17 protein-coding genes and 1 other annotated feature (1 of these 18 running past the window's edge) are annotated in these 17,786 nt (G+C 35.5%); all 17 genes read left to right on the top strand.

All coding sequences use genetic code 11. The features are described from left to right. The first annotated feature begins 381 nt into the window (after positions 1-381). The 17 genes from ACTNEP_RS06710 (at position 382) to ACTNEP_RS06630 (ending at position 17,578) form a co-directional block, all read left to right on the top strand. Positions 382-1,467, top strand: coding sequence for a hypothetical protein (locus ACTNEP_RS06710; protein WP_441160997.1), 1,086 nt, complete (start codon positions 382-384; stop codon positions 1,465-1,467). A 178-nt stretch (positions 1,468-1,645) separates the two neighbouring features. Then, on the top strand, positions 1,646-2,332 hold the full coding sequence (locus ACTNEP_RS06705) for a YqeB family protein (protein ID WP_441160996.1): 687 nt from the start codon (positions 1,646-1,648) through the stop codon (positions 2,330-2,332). Next, positions 2,329-2,955, top strand: coding sequence for a TetR/AcrR family transcriptional regulator (locus tag ACTNEP_RS06700; protein ID WP_441160994.1), 627 nt, complete (start codon positions 2,329-2,331; stop codon positions 2,953-2,955). The genes ACTNEP_RS06705 and ACTNEP_RS06700 overlap by 4 nt, the downstream gene beginning before the upstream one ends. A gap of 371 nt (positions 2,956-3,326) precedes the next feature. Next, positions 3,327-4,022, top strand: coding sequence for a response regulator transcription factor (locus tag ACTNEP_RS06695; RefSeq protein WP_441160992.1), 696 nt, complete (start codon positions 3,327-3,329; stop codon positions 4,020-4,022). Then, a complete protein-coding gene (pnpS, locus tag ACTNEP_RS06690; protein WP_441160991.1) occupies positions 4,022-5,401 on the top strand; it encodes a two-component system histidine kinase PnpS in 1,380 nt (459 codons plus the stop codon). The genes ACTNEP_RS06695 and pnpS overlap by 1 nt, the downstream gene beginning before the upstream one ends. Positions 5,402-5,570: 169 nt before the next feature. Next, complete coding sequence (gene hflK / locus ACTNEP_RS06685; RefSeq protein ID WP_441160989.1) at positions 5,571-6,572, top strand: FtsH protease activity modulator HflK; 1,002 nt, start codon at positions 5,571-5,573, stop codon at positions 6,570-6,572. Then, a complete protein-coding gene (gene hflC, locus ACTNEP_RS06680; protein WP_441160988.1) occupies positions 6,565-7,497 on the top strand; it encodes a protease modulator HflC in 933 nt (310 codons plus the stop codon). Before hflK ends, hflC begins: the two co-directional genes overlap by 8 nt. 145 nt (positions 7,498-7,642) lie before the next feature. Next, positions 7,643-10,282 carry a DNA polymerase I gene (gene polA / locus ACTNEP_RS06675; RefSeq protein ID WP_441160987.1) on the top strand — a complete coding sequence of 880 codons (2,640 nt, stop codon included), beginning with the start codon at positions 7,643-7,645 and terminating at the stop codon, positions 10,280-10,282. A gap of 12 nt (positions 10,283-10,294) precedes the next feature. Next, on the top strand, positions 10,295-11,122 hold the full coding sequence (mutM, locus tag ACTNEP_RS06670) for a DNA-formamidopyrimidine glycosylase (RefSeq protein ID WP_441160986.1): 828 nt from the start codon (positions 10,295-10,297) through the stop codon (positions 11,120-11,122). A 69-nt stretch (positions 11,123-11,191) separates the two neighbouring features. Next, positions 11,192-11,776 carry a sporulation membrane protein YtaF gene (gene ytaF / locus ACTNEP_RS06665; RefSeq protein ID WP_441160985.1) on the top strand — a complete coding sequence of 195 codons (585 nt, stop codon included), beginning with the start codon at positions 11,192-11,194 and terminating at the stop codon, positions 11,774-11,776. Between the two features lie 167 nt (positions 11,777-11,943). Next, the gene (gene coaE, locus ACTNEP_RS06660; RefSeq protein WP_441161110.1) at positions 11,944-12,549 is read left to right on the top strand and encodes a dephospho-CoA kinase; all 606 of its coding nucleotides are present in this window, start codon (positions 11,944-11,946) and stop codon (positions 12,547-12,549) included. 241 nt (positions 12,550-12,790) lie between these two features. Next, positions 12,791-13,168, top strand: a complete 378-nt coding sequence (gene speD, locus ACTNEP_RS06655; RefSeq protein ID WP_441160984.1) for an adenosylmethionine decarboxylase — start codon at positions 12,791-12,793, stop codon at positions 13,166-13,168. Between the two features lie 242 nt (positions 13,169-13,410). Next, positions 13,411-13,800 (top strand): cytosolic protein, encoded by a 390-nt coding sequence (locus ACTNEP_RS06650; RefSeq protein ID WP_441160983.1) that lies wholly within the window; start codon positions 13,411-13,413, stop codon positions 13,798-13,800. A gap of 22 nt (positions 13,801-13,822) precedes the next feature. Continuing rightward, a complete protein-coding gene (gene nrdR, locus ACTNEP_RS06645; RefSeq protein WP_441160982.1) occupies positions 13,823-14,296 on the top strand; it encodes a transcriptional regulator NrdR in 474 nt (157 codons plus the stop codon). Between the two features lie 22 nt (positions 14,297-14,318). Continuing rightward, entirely contained in the window at positions 14,319-15,689 is a 1,371-nt protein-coding gene (locus tag ACTNEP_RS06640; RefSeq protein WP_441160981.1) for a replication initiation and membrane attachment family protein, read from the top strand. An 11-nt stretch (positions 15,690-15,700) separates the two neighbouring features. After that, a complete protein-coding gene (gene dnaI / locus ACTNEP_RS06635) occupies positions 15,701-16,636 on the top strand; it encodes a primosomal protein DnaI (RefSeq protein ID WP_441160979.1) in 936 nt (311 codons plus the stop codon). Positions 16,637-16,729: 93 nt separating this feature from the next. After that, on the top strand, positions 16,730-17,578 hold the full coding sequence (locus ACTNEP_RS06630; RefSeq protein ID WP_441160978.1) for a putative sporulation protein YtxC: 849 nt from the start codon (positions 16,730-16,732) through the stop codon (positions 17,576-17,578). 43 nt (positions 17,579-17,621) lie between these two features. Continuing rightward, positions 17,622-17,786, top strand: a binding site (T-box leader); it runs 67 nt beyond the window's last position.

The raw sequence follows: 17,786 nt of genomic DNA, 5'->3' as shown, positions 1-17,786 counted from the left end.
TACCATTATGTAATCTTTTCATAAATAAGAACAGTCACTCAACAAGTAAAATATGAGAGACAGCCTTCTCCTTATTTGGTATTAGTAAAGCCTCGATCAATTTCGGATAACTTCCCCATTAATATAAAGAGCATCAGCGGTTAACAAAAAAGGGATATTCGGATTACCGTGTGGAATTTCTTAATTTATTTCAGATCTATCAATGAAAACAGATACATTTGGAATGAAACTAATATTTTGCAAAATACCTTTTGCTACCGAATAGCCATGGTTCTATTGACTGCAAAGTTTTCTTATGCTAATATTTGATTGGTTGATCAATTAATTAAATGATCGGTCAGTCAAAATATATATCATCTTTTTGATGATTTGGAGGAAACAATGAAGAATAAAAACTCTGAAACGGTGACACACGTCAAAAATGAGTCTGGATGTGGTAAATACAAGACACAGCTCCTACCAGTACTTGGATTACTATTATTTGCACCATTTACTGCAGAGTACATTATAGGTTATCTCGATGTGACTGGAAATTTTGGGTTAATGTTCTTATATTTACTATTTTTTGGACCATTGTACGGTGGAGCAGCATTAATTATACGTGAAGTTACACGTCGTGCAGGTCTTGGCTGGCTAACAATGACTATTCTTGCTTTTGCATTTGGTTTATTTCAAGCAGGTATGATCGATCATGGTTTATTCAACCCGGCATTCCAGGACATCGATTATTGGCAAGATTTGCGTGACCCAACTTATATTTCTTTTCTCGGTATTAGTGCATACCAAGCTGTTGATTTTATAAGTGGACACGTCATTTGGAGTATTACTGTTCCCATCGTGATCATGGAGATATTCTTTACAAATCGTAAAAGAGAGTCATGGTTAAGCAATGTAAGTTTGACTATTATCACCATTTTATATTTACTTGCTTCTGCATTTATTTTTCAAGATCAGGTGACAATGGACCATTTTCTCCCTTCCCTAACGCAATTCATTGTTACTGGAATCATCGTTATCGCTTTGATCATTGCTTCATTTACTATTGGAAAACACAACATGACACGCATTGACAAACCAGCTCCTAAGCCTTTTTTTGTTGGAGCGGTGACGCTCTTCCTGCTAAGTATGCACACTATCATTGAATTATTAGCAGTTTTACTGGGGTTTTCCTCGGATTTTATGATGGAGTGGCCAGGTGTTATATTAAGAATAATGTTATTATCCTTGCTTGGTTATTTGATTTTAGTTTGGTCCAAGCAAAAAGGGTGGAATTCCATGCACTATCTTGCTTTTGCAGGTGGTGCGATTTTGACGAGAACTTGGATTGCTTTTCTTATCCAACCTCTCGGAAATGTATCGTCATCTGATAAACTAATAGGTAACACGATTTTCTTATTAGGTGCAATTGTGCTCATCCTTTTTGGCATATATGTCATACGCAAAAAACCAATCAAAGTACCTGATTAACGAAGTGCTAACCAATCATTACGGATGACTATAATGAATAATTAGTGTAATCGGATGATTTGTGTTGGATACCGAAATCTATTTCACTCTAAAACTGAATCGGTTAATCAACTAAGAACTGAATCAGATTGTAAATAAATTGGTTGAATTGTATATATTGAAATGGAGGAGAAGAGTGATGAATAACGAAACAGTCTTGGGTTTATCAACTGGTGAAAAAGTTATACTTATCATTGTGCCACCGATTCTTGGAGCATTACTCGGGTGGTTTATACCTAATATTGCCGAATGGGCAATAAAGATCCCTTTTATTCCTTTTGAAGGAGTGCTTGAATGGATTGCTACATTGGAAAGCCAATGGATTTCGGTTATAGGAGTCATTTTAGGTGTGATTGCTGGAGTATTCTTTGTATTGTATGCCTTTAGCGAAACGCTTAGAATAACTATTACAGATGAGGAAGTGAAGCTGAATTTTAAAGAAAAAGTAAATAATATTCATAAGACAGAAACCTCAGCTATTTACATGGAGGGAAAAGATCTTGTCTTCTTAAGCACTGATGGAAATGAACTATTTCGAGGACAGTCTGAATCTAAGAAAGAATTGGTATCAGAGGCTTTTAAACACCATAGATATCCGTGGAAAGATAAAGACCCTTTCAAGAATCAGTATCAGCGTTGGGTAGCTGACCATCCTGATTTCCCTCCGCATGTCAATGCTCTCTTGTCAGCAAGGGAACGAGCTTTAAAGAATGATGAAACAGAAGAAGCTAAGGTGCTTCGAAAAGATTTAGCTGATCACGGAGTTGTTATTCGCGATGAAAATAAACGGCAATATGTAAGAATTGTCAGAGGTGAGGAAAAATGAAAGAAGAACAAAAAATGGAAGATAAAAAGTCATTTATCGCGGAAGCAAGACGTGAGCAAATTATAGAGGCGGCGATTAAAACGCTTGATGAAATTGGTTACGTAAAAGCAAGCCTTGCACAAATTGCAAAAAGAGCAGGAATTAGCACAGCACTGATTTCTTATCACTTTAAAGATAAAAGCGATTTGATGAATCATCTGCTGACAAATTTGCTAGAAAGCTCAACAACATATATTTTAGAGAGAGTACATCGGGAAGGTACGAATCATGGGAAGATAAAGGCCTTTATTATGGCAAGCCTTGCTTATCAAGGTACGTACCCTGCACGTAATACGGCTCTGATAGAAATTATCTTTAATGCCAGAACACCCGATAATATTCCGTATTATAAGTTAGGTAACGATGAAGATGAAGACCCGATCATGAATGAGCTACAGTTAATCTTGCATGATGGACAAGTAAAAGGGGAATTTGGGAAATTTAACATAGATGTCATGGCCAATATGATTCAAGGAGCAATTGGAGAGTATATGTTTAATACTGATATAACAAAACAAGTTGACTTAAAGACCTATAGTATCGAGCTTGTAAACATTGTTAATCAAGCATTAAAAGGGTATTAGAGTGATGTTATGGTAACTTAATAAGTTCTGTTTTATGCCAAGTTTGGTTGGCATAACTATTGTTTAATCCAAGTTACAATAGCTATGTAATCCAAGGGCTGCTGGACAGCTCTTTTTCATTTTTTGCTATCAAATAGGTTAGTAAATGGAGGATTTCGTAACGGAAATATAAATGTTAACCAATTGGTCGGTTATCGACATTTTACTAAAACGTAATACAGATACGGTCTCCCCAATTATTAAAGAAAATTAATAATTGTAAAGAAAAATTTACATGTAATTAGCACTTTTATCGTGTAAATCTATTCACTTTAGGTGCACGTCCATGTATGATTAAGGTAAAATAGATAAAAATGATGGGGTGCTTTGTGATGGAAGAGAAAGTATTAATTGTTGATGATGAACAATCTATTGTAACTTTATTGCAATATAATATTGAAAAATCAGGTTTTAAAACAGATACTGCTTTCGATGGTATAGAAGGATTACATAAAGCAGCTACGGGAGAGTTTGACTTAATTATATTGGATTTGATGCTGCCAGGGATGGAAGGTACAGAAGTTTGTAAAGCATTAAGACAAAAACAAATTGATACACCCATTTTAATGCTGACGGCAAAAGACGATGAATTTGATAAGGTGCTTGGCCTTGAATTGGGTGCTGACGACTATTTAACCAAACCGTTTAGCCCAAAAGAAGTAGTAGCTAGAATTAAAGCAATTTTACGGAGAACAAGAAGCCAGGAAGGATCGAAGGATCAGCCATTTATTAAAATTTCTGATTTGCTTATTTATCCACAACAATACGAAGCTACGATTAAAGGCGAACAACTTAGCTTTACACGTAAAGAATTTGAATTGTTGCTTTATCTCTCGAAACATAAAGGAAAAGTATTATCGCGCGATCAATTGCTTAGTGCAGTCTGGAATTATGATTTTGTAGGTGATACAAGAATCGTAGATGTCCACGTCAGTCATTTACGTGAAAAAATTGAACCGGATACGAAGCACCCGGTTTATATTAAAACAATAAGAGGGCTTGGTTATAAAATGGAGGAGCCATATTAATGGATACCAAGAAACGAGTGAATCTGTTTTATCGCTACATTTTAATGATGGCTTCTGTCTTTATATTAATCGGTATTGTTATATTACCTCTTACATCTGAAGAAGAGTTGTTTTTTGTGTTGTTCTCTTTAATCATTGGATTTATTATTTTATTGATCTTAATTTATCATATGTTTGAAAACTATGTCCGTCCGATCAGGACATCTATTAATGTTACAAATGAACTTGTAAAAGGCAATTATAATGCACGAACATATGTAAAACCACATGGAGAAGCACAACAGCTTAGCAATGCCATTAATGTACTAGCACGGAATTTACAGGAAATGTCCATTCAGGAAAAAATGCAAGGAAGTCAATGGAAGACAGTTTTAAATAATATGGAAAGCGGATTAATGCTAATTGATGAAAGAGGATACGTTCATTTAATTAACCGTAAATTCATGCAAATGTTTGGTAAAAAGCCTGTTGACTTTATAGGATACTTGTACTATGACGTGTTAAAAGACAAGGCGATTCACCAAGTCGTTCAGGAAACTTTTTTGTATGAAGAGAAAGTGACCGGAAGTATCACCAAAATGATTAATGGTGAAAAACATTATATAGAAGTAGTAGGAGCACCTGTTATTAACGATGTAAAAGATTTAAAAGGGGCTGTACTAGTCTTCCATGATATATCTGATCTAAAACGAGTTGAAGAAATTCGAAAAGATTTTGTAGCAAACGTTTCTCATGAGTTAAAGACCCCGATCACATCGATTCGTGGTTTTGCAGAAACATTGTTAGAAGAAGAACAGATCGATGATAAGATTAAAGAACAGTTTTTAACCATTATTTTAAAGGAAAGTACTCGTTTACAATCGTTAGTACACGATCTACTTGAATTATCCAAAATAGAAAAAGAGGAAATGAAGATCTCCACAAAACTTATAGAAGTGAATGACTGGCTGCCAAATAGTTTAACATTGATCGAACAGCATGCGAGTAAAAAATCACTTCAATTTATCCAAGAAATAAAACCAGGTATTTCCTTTTATGGAGACCCTGATCGATTACAGCAAGTCGTTTTAAATTTAATGTACAATGCCATCAATTACACCCCTGAAAACGGTAGTATTTATCTTCGATTAGATGAAAATGACCATGAAGTCACAATAGAAGTGGAAGATACGGGGATTGGCATACCAGAAGAAGATAGACAACGGATATTTGAAAGATTTTATCGAGTAGACAGAGCTAGAAGTCGTAACACAGGAGGAACAGGCTTAGGCTTAGCAATCGTAAAACATATTGTTGAAGCACATCAAGGAACGATAACCGTTTCTAGTGAAATGGGAAAAGGTTCGTGCTTTACGGTAAAGATACCGAAAAAATGGTGAAAGAGTTTAAACTTTTTCACCATTTTTTTGTTGGATAAAGGATAGAGATTAGTGAATGTGTGAGGAATTTTCTTGTAAAGAAAATGAAACGTTTTTGTAATATAATACGTAAAAAAAGAATGGATGTGTGATAAAGTGAAAGAGCAAGCAACGAGGAGGGGGAAATAGAATGACATTAAAACAAATTTACAGCTGGATCGGAATAGTTGTAGCTGTAATTATCTTAGGTTTATTTGCAGCAACTAGCTGGTATACCGTTGATGAGTCAGAGCAAGCGGTATTAATTACTTTTGGTAAAGCAGAGGAAGGAACAACAGAATCAGGCCTTCATTTTAAGTTACCATGGCCGATTCAATCGGTAGAAAAATTGTCAAAGGAGACATTTAGTTTGAACTTTGGCTATGATCCTGAACAGGAAGAGCAATCTGACATTGTACGAATGATAACGGGAGATGAGAATATTCTGCAAGCAGATTTGGTTGTACAGTGGAAAATAATTGAACCAAGTAAATACTTATTTAACACCAATGATCCCCAGCAAGTGCTTTACAATGCTACATCTGCTTCCCTAAGAAGTATCATTGGATCTTCTACAATTGATGAAGCATTAACAGATGGGAAAGCAGAAATTGAAAATGAAGTATTAGACCTATTAGTATCTCTTATGGAGGATTATGACGTAGGAATTGCCATTCAGGATGTTAAACTGCAAGAAGTAGATTTGCCTAACGAAGAAGTACGGCAAGCATTTATGAAAGTAACAGATGCACGGGAAACAATGAATACAAAGGAAAACGAAGCGAACAAATACCGAAATGAGATTTATGAGGAAGCACAAGGGGAGAAAGATGCCATCATCTCAAGAGCTGAAGGAGACAAAGTTGAAAGAATTGAAACTGCTAGAGGAAATGTAGCAGCATTCAATGCATTATATGATGCTTATGAAAGTAATCCTGATATAACGAGACAACGACTTGTGCTGGAAACACTTGATCAGGTTCTACCTGATGCGAACATTTATATTATGAATGATGATGGAAATACGTTGAAATATTTGCCATTAGGCCAAAACCCTTCATCGACATTGCCACCAGCGACAGAATCCTCCGATAATGAGCAATCTGATGATGAAATAGTGGATGATCAGGAGGAGGAAAATAATAATGACTGATAATAATAATGTCTATGAAATGAAGAAAATGTCACCGAAAGAAATTAGAAGAATAATAAAAATCGGTCTTGCCATTTTACTTACTGTAGTTGCTTTGATTGTATTTGCAAGTAGTATGTATGTGGTCAAAGAAGGAGAATACAAGGTTGTCCGTCAGTTTGGTGAAGTGGTTGCTATTAAAGAGGAACCAGGTCTGAAATTTAGAATACCCATTTTACAATCTATTACCACACTTCCAAAGAAAAAGCTCGTATATGACGTGATGGAGCGAGAAATTAATACATTAGACAAAAAACGCATGATTATTGATAATTATGCGATTTGGGAAATTACCGATCCTGCCCTAATGATTGCCAACGCTCGAACAGAAATAGGGGCTGAATCCAGAATGGGAGAATTTATATTTTCTGTGATCCGATCTGAATTAGGATCGATGAATTACGACGAAATTATCAATGAGGAAGGAAATACAAGAGGTGACCTTAGTGAAAGAGTTACAGAGCGTGTCAATACATTACTTGAACGTGATAACTATGGAATCCAAGTAGACGATGTTCGAATCAAGAGAACAGATTTGCCTGAAGAAAATGAACAATCTGTTTTTAACAGAATGATCTCTGAGCGTGAATCACAGGCTCAGCAATATTTATCACAAGGGGAAGCAGAAAAAAGCAGAATTACGGCAAATGCTGATCGTGATGTGACAGAAATGTTATCGAAAGCAAATGCGGAAGCAGAGGAAATCCGTGCTGAAGGTGAATTGGAAGCGGCTGAAATGTATAATGAAGCATTCTCACAAGATCCGGAGTTCTATCAGCTATATCGAACGCTTGAATCTTACAAAGAAACAATTGATGGTGAAACTACTATTATTATCCCACAAGGTTCACCGTATGCAGATATATTGTTGGGATTTATTGAATAATTACGAATAGGCACACCCTGTTTCCACGCAATTGGAAACAGGGTTTTACTCTTGAAGTGAACATAGTGTAACGAAAATTTTTATAATCACTTGGAATCATGGTAAAATAAAGGCAATGTATAGAATCAAAAAGGAGACCGGTAATATGACGAATAAATTGATTTTAATTGACGGAAATAGTATCGCTTATCGTGCGTTTTTTGCGTTACCATTACTAAATAATGATAAAGGGGTATACACGAATGCTGTGTATGGCTTCACAACCATGTTGTTAAGAATTTTAGAAGAGGAACAACCGACACATATGCTAGTGGCGTTTGACGCTGGAAAAACAACATTTCGTCATCAGACATATAAGGAGTATAAAGGTGGACGTGAGAAAACACCATCTGAATTAAGTGAACAATTCCCTTTATTAAGAGAACTTTTAGATGCGTTTAACATTCAACATTATCAGCTGGAAAATTATGAAGCGGATGATATTATTGGGACCATTGCTAATCAGGCAAAAGAAAAGGATTGGCAGGTAAAAGTCATATCTGGTGATAAAGACTTGTTGCAGCTTGTCTCCAACAAAGTTGACGTGCGTCTGACAAAAAAAGGTATTAGTGACGTAATGACTTATACACCAGAATCGTTGAAAGAAGATATGGAAGTAACACCTGAACAAATAATCGATTTGAAAGCATTGATGGGAGATAAATCTGATAATATTCCAGGTGTTCCAGGGGTTGGACAAAAAACAGCTGCAAAACTTATTAAACAGTTTGAAACGCTTGAAAATTTATATGAAAATCTGGATGAGGTATCCGGAAAAAAACTAAAAGAAAAGCTTGAGGCAAATAAAGAGGAAGCTTTCATGAGCAAAGAGTTAGTAACCATTAACCAACAATCACCGATCAACATTACAGTAGAAGATACGGTGTACGAAGGCTATACTGATGAAAAAGTAAAAGACATCTTTTTAGATTTGGGCTTCCAGTCTTTATTAAATCGTATAGATGGTGAGGTAGAAGAAGAGGAGCATGCGGAAACCATACAAGATATTACATATGAAAATGTAGCAGAGATTAAAGAGAATATATTTACAGGTCATGATGCATTTGATATTGAAATTCTCGATGAAAACTATCATACCGAGAAAATGATTGGTGCAGCTATTGTGAATGATAGTGGTAAGTATTTCCTCCCGCTTTCCGTACTTGAAAATTCAACGGTATTCAAACAATGGGCAGAAGATGAAAATCAGAAAAAATATGTGTTTGATGCGAAGAAAATTACGGTCTTGTTAAATCGATTGTCGATCTCTATTAAAGGGATTGCATTTGACATGTTGTTAGCATCGTATTTGATTAATCCTTCTGAAAACAATCATGACATTCCAGCAATTAGTCATCGATTTGGACAAACGAATGTCCGATTTGATGAGGAAGTGTATGGTAAAGGAGCGAAGAAAGGCTTGCCAGAAGATCAAAATCTTTGGGAAGAGCATATAGTCCGTAAAACCAACATGATTTATCAGTTAAAAGAACAGATGGAACAGGCTTTAAAAGAATATAAGCAATTAGCTCTGCTAAACGACCTTGAATTGCCGTTAGCGCTTGTTTTAGGGGAAATGGAAGCAACCGGAGTAAAGGTGGATAAACAGCGCCTGGTGGACATGGGGGAAGAATTAAAGGCTAGTCTCGATACGCTAGAAAATGAAATATATGAACTAGCAGGGGAAGAATTTAATATCAATTCTCCAAAGCAGTTAGGACCTATTCTTTTCGATAAACTGGAATTACCGGTAATTAAGAAAACAAAAACAGGATATTCTACCGCTGCAGATGTGTTAGAGCAATTACAAGGGAAGCATCCGATCATTGATAAGCTGTTGTTATACCGTCAGTTGAAAAAATTAGATTCGACTTATATTGCGGGATTACTAAAAGTAATTCATCCGGATACAAGTAAAATTCATACCCGCTTTAATCAAGCTTTAACACAAACAGGAAGGTTAAGCTCGATTGACCCTAATTTACAAAATATACCAATAAGAATAGAAGAAGGACGGAAAATTCGCCAAGCCTTTATTCCTTCTACAGAAGGCTGGAAGATGATCGCAGCGGACTACTCACAAATTGAATTGCGAGTGTTGGCACACATTGCAGGTGACGAAAAATTACAAGCTGCTTTCAAGCAGGATAAAGATATCCACACACAAACGGCTATGGATGTCTTTCATGTTGCAGAAGATGAAGTAACGGCAAATATGAGACGTCAGGCAAAGGCCGTCAATTTTGGTATTGTATATGGAATAAGTGATTATGGTCTGTCACAAAGTCTAGGTATTACGAGAAAAGAAGCGAAATCATTTATTAATCGTTATCTAGAGAGCTATCCAGGTGTCAAAGACTATATGGATGAAGTTGTCCAAGAAGCGAAACAGAATGGCTACGTAACAACTATTATGAACAGAAGAAGATATTTACCTGATATTACAAGTAGAAACTTCAATCAACGCAGTTTTGCAGAACGAACAGCAATGAACACACCCATCCAAGGTAGTGCTGCTGACATAATCAAATTAGCGATGATTGAATTGGATCAACAGTTGAAAAAAGACAATTATCAAGCAAAAATGCTTCTACAAGTACATGATGAATTGATTCTAGAAGTGCCTGAAGAGGAATTAGATATCATTTCTAAGCTTATTGTAGACGTAATGGAGAATGCAATCGAACTGAGTGTTCCTTTAAAAGTTGACGTCGAGCATGGGGACACATGGTACGATGCAAAGTAAGGAGTTAAAAAGATGCCTGAATTACCAGAAGTAGAAACAATTAGACAAACGTTAAAACAATTAGTGATTGGGAAAACCATAAAATTGGCTGAAGTATTTTGGCCCAAGATTATTCAAGAGCCAGATGATGTCGAGCAATTTAAGTCGTTAATACAAGGTCAAACTATTCACGATATTCGCAGAAAAGGTAAATTTTTATTGTTTGATTTAGACGAACATGTTTTAGTATCTCATCTCAGAATGGAAGGGAAATATGGGGTGTATGATCATCAAGAAGAGACATTGCCACATACACATGTTGTCTTTCATTTTACTGATGGTACGGAATTACGTTATCGCGATGTAAGAAAATTTGGAACGATGCATTTACAGGAAAAAGGAACGGAAACAACGAAGAAACCACTGATCTTGTTGGCAAAAGATCCATTAGAACCTGGATTTTCCTTACAAGCTTTTAAAGAAAAAGTGCAGAAAAGTGAACGTAATATTAAAAATATTTTATTAGATCAATCGGTTATTGCCGGATTAGGGAATATCTATGTAGATGAGACGTTGTTTTTGGCTGGTATTCATCCTTTGACGAAAGGAATCGGTCTGACAGATGAACAAGTGATACAAATTAAACAAGCTGCTGTGATCACATTACAGGATGCAGTAAAACAAGGAGGGACAACGATTCGTTCGTATGTCAACTCCCAAGGGCAAATTGGCATGTTTCAACAGCAGTTGAATGTATATGGTCAAAATGGTAAGCCTTGCAACAAATGTGAAGATACCATAATGAAAATAAAGGTGAATGGCAGAGGAACTCATTATTGTCCGACATGTCAATCATACTAACTAACTCACAACTTCTTGCATTGTTCCATATAATACAGAAACGGCTGTAAGAAGGAGTAATGTAGGAAGATGATGTTAACTTTAGTGATAATTGCAATTAGCATTGATAGCTTTTTAGTGGCATTTACGTACGGATTAAGAGGAATAACGTTACCAATAAAAGAATTGGCGAAAATTTCGGTGACGGTTGGGGTAGTCTTTGCAATATCTATGTTAGTTGGTACAGTTTTAACTTCTTTTATTTCTGTTCGTTCTACCGAAATGGTGGGGGGATTAATTCTGGCACTAGTAGGTGCGTTCATATTAGTTTCCCTATTTCATGAAAAAAAGAAAAAATTACCTTTGTTGATTAAAATATTAAAAAAACCAATGTCAGCGGATATAGACCGCTCCGGTAAAATTAATGGTGTAGAACCATTTTTAATTGGTATTGCGTTATCACTAGATTCTTTTGGTGCAGGAATAGGAGTCTACATGTTGGGAGCCTCTCCAATTTTCATGCCAATGTATGTTATTTTTATGACTGCGTTATTTTTGGTATTAGGCGTATATATTGGTAAGTATTTTGCCAATATAAAAGGATTAAAGAAAATGACCTTTATCCCGGGCTGTTTACTCATAGTTATTGGTATATGGAAGATAGTGGCAGTATAAAATCGACTTCAAAAGGCATTTATTCCATGTGTCAGCTACTGGTGAATACCTGACAGGCATTCACCAGTAGCTTTATCACGGTGCTAAATGTCTGTAAGGTCACCATTGATCATAGTCTCACTTTATTGACTAATACGATGAGGACATGCTGTTCATATAGAAGGGTGATAAAATTGATAATTGGATTAACGGGTAACATAGCAACAGGAAAATCAACAATAAGTAACATGTTTCAAGAAAAATATAAAATACCTGTTATCGATGCTGATCGTGTATCTCGCGAAGTAGTAGAACCTGGAGAAGAGACCTTAGCACAAATTGTTACAACGTTTGGGGAAGATATCTTACTGAATGATGGTACCTTAAACCGGAAGAAGCTCGGGGAGATTATCTTTCAAGATAAGCGCAAAAGAGAACAATTAAATGCTATTGTTCACCCAGCTGTGCGAAAAAGAATGATTGCCAAAAAAGAAGCACTGCTTCTACAAGGGAACCAAGTAATCGTTATGGATATACCGCTATTATTTGAAAATAACCTTACATATTTAGTGGAAAAAACGATTGTCGTTTTTACGACTGAAGATATACAATTACAACGACTGATGAAACGAAATCAGTTGTCTGAAAAGGAAGCAAGAGATCGAATGAATAGTCAGATGAATATTAATCAAAAACGAGAGCTGGCAGATGCTGTGATAGATAATAGTGGCTCAATCGAAGATTCAGAAAAACAGCTAAAAAAAATCCTTCGTATCTGGGGATTAATTTGTTAGAAATGTAAAAAATATAATTGAAATTAGATTTGTCTTGTCAAAACAGGTAAAAGTAGTTATAATCTTTTTGCATATGTTTTTGTTAGGTGAATCATTTAAAGGTATGATTGCACCAAGAACTTTTGAATAATGGCAACCGAATGATTGCTTAAAGGGTTAGGACCTCTTTGGACTAACTTTCCCCCGTGGCATATCAGGCATTATTATTCGAAAGAATTTGTGAAAAAAGGGGGAGAAATACATGGATACAATGGGAAGACATGTAATAGCTGAATTATGGGAATGTAATATTGATATGTTAAATGATATAGAACAACTGGAGAAAACATTTGTGAATGCTGCACTCAAAGCAGGTGCAGAGGTGAGAGAAGTTGCTTTTCATAAATTTGCACCGTTTGGTGTAAGTGGTGTTGTAATTATTTCTGAGTCCCATTTAACCATTCATAGTTTTCCAGAGCATGGCTATGCAAGTATTGATGTGTATACTTGTGGAGATATCATTGATCCTAACGTTGCGGTTGCGTATATTGAAGAGCAGTTAGAAGCAAAATCGACAGAAAAATTGGAAGTGCCTAGAGGAATGGGTGCTGTTCAACTTAAAAATATAAAAGCACAGTAAATTATGTCCTGCAAGCAGGTATAATGTGTGAGCCCGTTTCGAGAATGAATGAAGCGGGTTTTTACTTTTTAGTAATGACCTCCTCCTATCGAGATAGTAAGTGTTGAGGAGCTGATAGACCCGTACGGGAATGGAAGACTAGAAATACTCTATCAATCTTTACCCTTTATGAAGATTAATCGTTTTCTTTTAAAAAACATGTTACAATAAAAAGTAAACAAATACATAATGGGGTGGAGTTTATGTCATTTCGTAATACACTAAATAAAAATTTTAATAATCACTCGGAGACGAGGGACAAGCATTGGGATCCAGCTTTACAAACACATTATTTCAAAACAACAAAAGACAAAGCATTCGATAAATTAGAACCGCTTTTTCGCAATATGAAAGAATGTCAAATCGTTGGTGTTTCCAAGGAACATGGTGAAATCAGTTTTAATTATAAAGCAGGAAGAAAAGTATTTGTGATAATGACAGTTATTATGGTGAAACCGTATCGTACTGCAATCGATATTTCGGCAACTACGGAATCCGCCATACCGTTTGATTTTGGTTACAGCCATAAACTAATACCTAAACTTTATGATAAAATAAAGAAAGAACTGGATTTTGTAGGTACGAAAGAATAATGGAAATGAAGGATGATGGAGATTGCGATGTCCACACTGTAATTTTAAAAATACAAAGGTTTTAGACTCAAGACCAATTGAAGAAGGACGATCGATTCGACGAAGAAGAGAATGTGAATCTTGTGATTTTCGTTTTACTACATTTGAACGTATTGAAGAAGTACCATTAATTGTAGTGAAAAAAGAAGGTACAAGAGAAGAGTATAGTCGTGATAAGTTAATGCGCGGCTTAATTCGTGCATGCGAAAAACGTCCTGTAGCTCTTGAACAATTAGAAAATATCGCAGTGGAAATTGAAAAGGAATTACGTAATAGAGGAACGTCTGAAGTCAAAAGTGACGAGATTGGTGAAATGGTAATGGATCGATTAGCAGATGTTGATGAAGTTGCTTATGTGCGATTTGCATCTGTCTATCGACAATTTAAGGATATCAGTGTGTTTTTAGATGAGTTGAAGGACTTAATTCGTAATGATAATAATGATAAGGACAAGTAGTGGATAGGAAGGGGCAATGTATATGGAACTCGGCGACATCGGAAAAATACTACCATCAGAATTATATATGGTCGAAATGACACAGGAGCTGCCACTTTCCTATACGAATGCATTAACACACCTTTACCAACCACTTATCGGTATCGATGCGTTTTCCCTTTATCAAACACTGTACACGGAATCGACGTTATCTTCCAGCTACCAAACACATCATTCGTTAATGAACTATATTGGGTTACCTTTAGATAGAATTTACAGAGCGAGAAGAAAGCTGGAAGCAATTGGACTTTTGCAAACTTTTGAGCAAGAAGATGAAGAGCATAAAGCTTATCACTATTTGTTACATCCTCCTCAATCACCTGCTCGCTTTTTTCGTAATGATTTTTTAAGTCACTTATTATATCATCAGCTCGGAAGCGACAAATATAAAAAAGTAAAAAACGCTTTTGTCAAACAAGAGAGAGAAAAGAAAACGGAAAAAGAGACAACAGCAAAATTTGAGGAAGTGTTTCAACTAGTTGATCAACAACCAACCTCATTACAGTTACAAGCAGAAGAGTATTCAATAGAAGTACCAATACAAGAAAAAGTGGACTTTGAATGGTTGGAACAAGTGTTAAAACAACGGATGTTACCAGTTCAATCCATTCTAACACCGTCAGTACGAAAGTTAATTAATCAGATGTATGTTGCTTATGATTTGCACAATCAAGATATCGAAAAAGCATTGATTTGGTCGATAAATGATGAAAATCAATTTCAAACAGAAGAATTCAAAAATGCTTGTATGGATCTGATTAGTGGATACAGAAAAAAAGTGTCTTTACAAGTTACTTCTGATAGACAAAAATTGCCTGAACATTCATCACAATCGGTAAATAAGAAGTCAAAAGAAGAGCAATTTATAGAGATGATGGAGCATATATCACCACGACAGTTATTGGAGGATTTGGCAGATGGAAATCAAGCCTCACAGCAAGATTTAAAGGTGGTTAGTGAGGTGATGACAAGTCAAGGCTTAAATCCCGGAGTCATGAATGTATTAATTCATTATGTTTTATTAAAAACAGATATGAAACTTTCCAAAAGTTATTTAGAAAAAATTGCCAGCCATTGGGCGAGGAAAAATGTGAAAACCGTTAGGCAAGCAATGACACTTGCAAAATCAGAAAATAAGAAATATCAGCAGTGGACAAATAATGCTAAAAGTAGTCAACGATTCCCATACAAAAATACGAAGAAAGATATTGTGCCGGACTGGTATAAAAAACAAAAACAACAGAATAAGCAGCAGAATAAGAAAGAAACCTCTTCTGAAGATAAGGAACGAATAGCAAAAGAAGCAGATGAAATGCTTGCACAATATTTAAAACAGCAAGCGAATCAAGAATAGGGTGAATAATCATGGAACCAATTCAATCAGCCATGAAAAAATGGATGAATGCAAACAAAAAAATGAAAGATAATTTTACCGAGCAAAGGAACAAAGTTCTAAATGACCCGGAAATTAAACAAAGGCTAAGTGAGCATGTAGAAATAGATGAACAGGATATTAATCGTAGCTTAATGAAGCTTTATGAATATCAACAGGCATCCAAAAACTGTGCAAATTGCCCAAACTTAGACGGCTGCATAAATATACTAAAGGGCTATACACCTCACTTGGAAATTGATGGGAAAGATATTTCTGTTAGATACGAGAAATGCAAAAATAAAATCCATGAAGAAGCCCAAATTGAAAAAGAATCACTAGTTCGCAGTCTATATATACCGAAACAAATTAAAGAAGCGGAATTAGCCAATATGGATAGTCATTCATATGAGCGTAAGGAAATAGTGAGAGAAATCATTGACTTTGTTCAAAACTATTCAAAAGGATCGTTTCACCGTGGCCTGTATATTCACGGGCCATTTGGTACAGGAAAATCTTATATTCTCGGAGTCGTAGCTAATGAACTCAAGAAACAATATATTCAATCTGATATCATTTATATGCCAGAGTTTGTAAGAGAGATGAAGGCCTCTATTGGCAATGACAGTTTTCAATCGAAGATCGAAAGTTTTAAGAAGGTACCAGTTTTAATGTTTGATGATATTGGAGCTGAGTCGATATCTCCTTGGTTCCGGGATGAAGTACTAGGCGCGATTTTACAGTATCGAATGATGGAAGAGTTACCTGTTTTCTTTACTTCTAATTATAATTTAGAGCAGTTAGAGGATCATTTATCCACCTCGAATAGAGGAGATGTTGAAACCATTAAAGCGGGGAGAATTATTGAACGAATTACCCAGCTTAGTAAACCAATTGAATTAACGAATCGTTATCGAACGAATGAATAAAGATGACTTCTGTCTAATCCTTGGACAGAGGTTATTTTTTTTCATTAACACCCATATAATATACCAGTTCGATGGTGGTGAGGGTGATGATATGTGTTAGAAGTATATTTTGAGCATGACAATGAAGCTGAGGTGTTTTACAAGCTAGCGAAACAAGATCAAAAATGGAAAGCAATGAGGAAACGAACCAAAAAAAATCTTGTTCAACTGAATCCTTTAGAAGATATGCAATGGGATGAAATGAAAAAAAATCTTGCTCCATTGTTAAGTATGGTATTTATTCAGTGTCGAGAGCTTCCTATGATTCAACATATACTAATGAAAAAATATTATTTTTCAGTTGAAGAGGAGATCGAAAGAATAACAACTATAGCTAGATCATTATTAGAAAAAGATGAATCTGTATATGAGGACAAGATCCATCAACATGAACTTAGAGACACGTTGACAACCATTTTTTCTTTGCAAATAGACTCTAGTTTTATCCGTTTTGATTCCATTGTTCATTTCAGATTACATCACTATATGGATCAATTAACAGAAATGGTAGGGCTAGCGATCGATGAATTTAAAAGAGAAGAAGAATACCAAGATTTTATTCATTCAATTAGAGAGTTTATTAAACGCAAAACGCCAGAGGAAGATGTTGTTCATGTCAAACAGGGGGAAAGATTTCAAATTTTCAAGGATAATGGGGAAGTATATACAATAGACGATTTACAAAAACTAAAATCACGTTTCCCCTTATTTATTTTTGGATTAGAGCAAGAAGAGTGGGATATTTCGCCGCTTATCATGTTGGCTCCGAATCATATTTACATGTACGGTGAAGATCAGACAGAATCGAGGACTCATACAATTATGACTATTTTTCAAGAAAGATGTTCCTTTTATCCGACTGATTACTTTCCTTTTTATCAAGCTGATGAAAAAGAATCTTGATTTTTTCTTTGACAATCGATATAATAAACCGCATAACAAATATTATTATGCGTAGATGAGGACATGATAGTGTGTATGGCATACTTTTAAGAGAGGGAAGACTAGGCTGAAAGCTTCCTGTATGACCGCACCCTATTACCACCTCTGAGCACTACTAAGGAATGCTTTTATGGCTAGTAATTAGTAGCGATTGATCATCGTTATCGAT

The organism is Gracilibacillus sp. HCP3S3_G5_2, assembly GCF_052063305.1.
Classification (GTDB): domain Bacteria; phylum Bacillota; class Bacilli; order Bacillales; family Amphibacillaceae; genus Gracilibacillus.
Note: the sequence above shows the minus strand (reverse complement) of the source record. Positions and strands in the feature narration are given on the sequence as shown.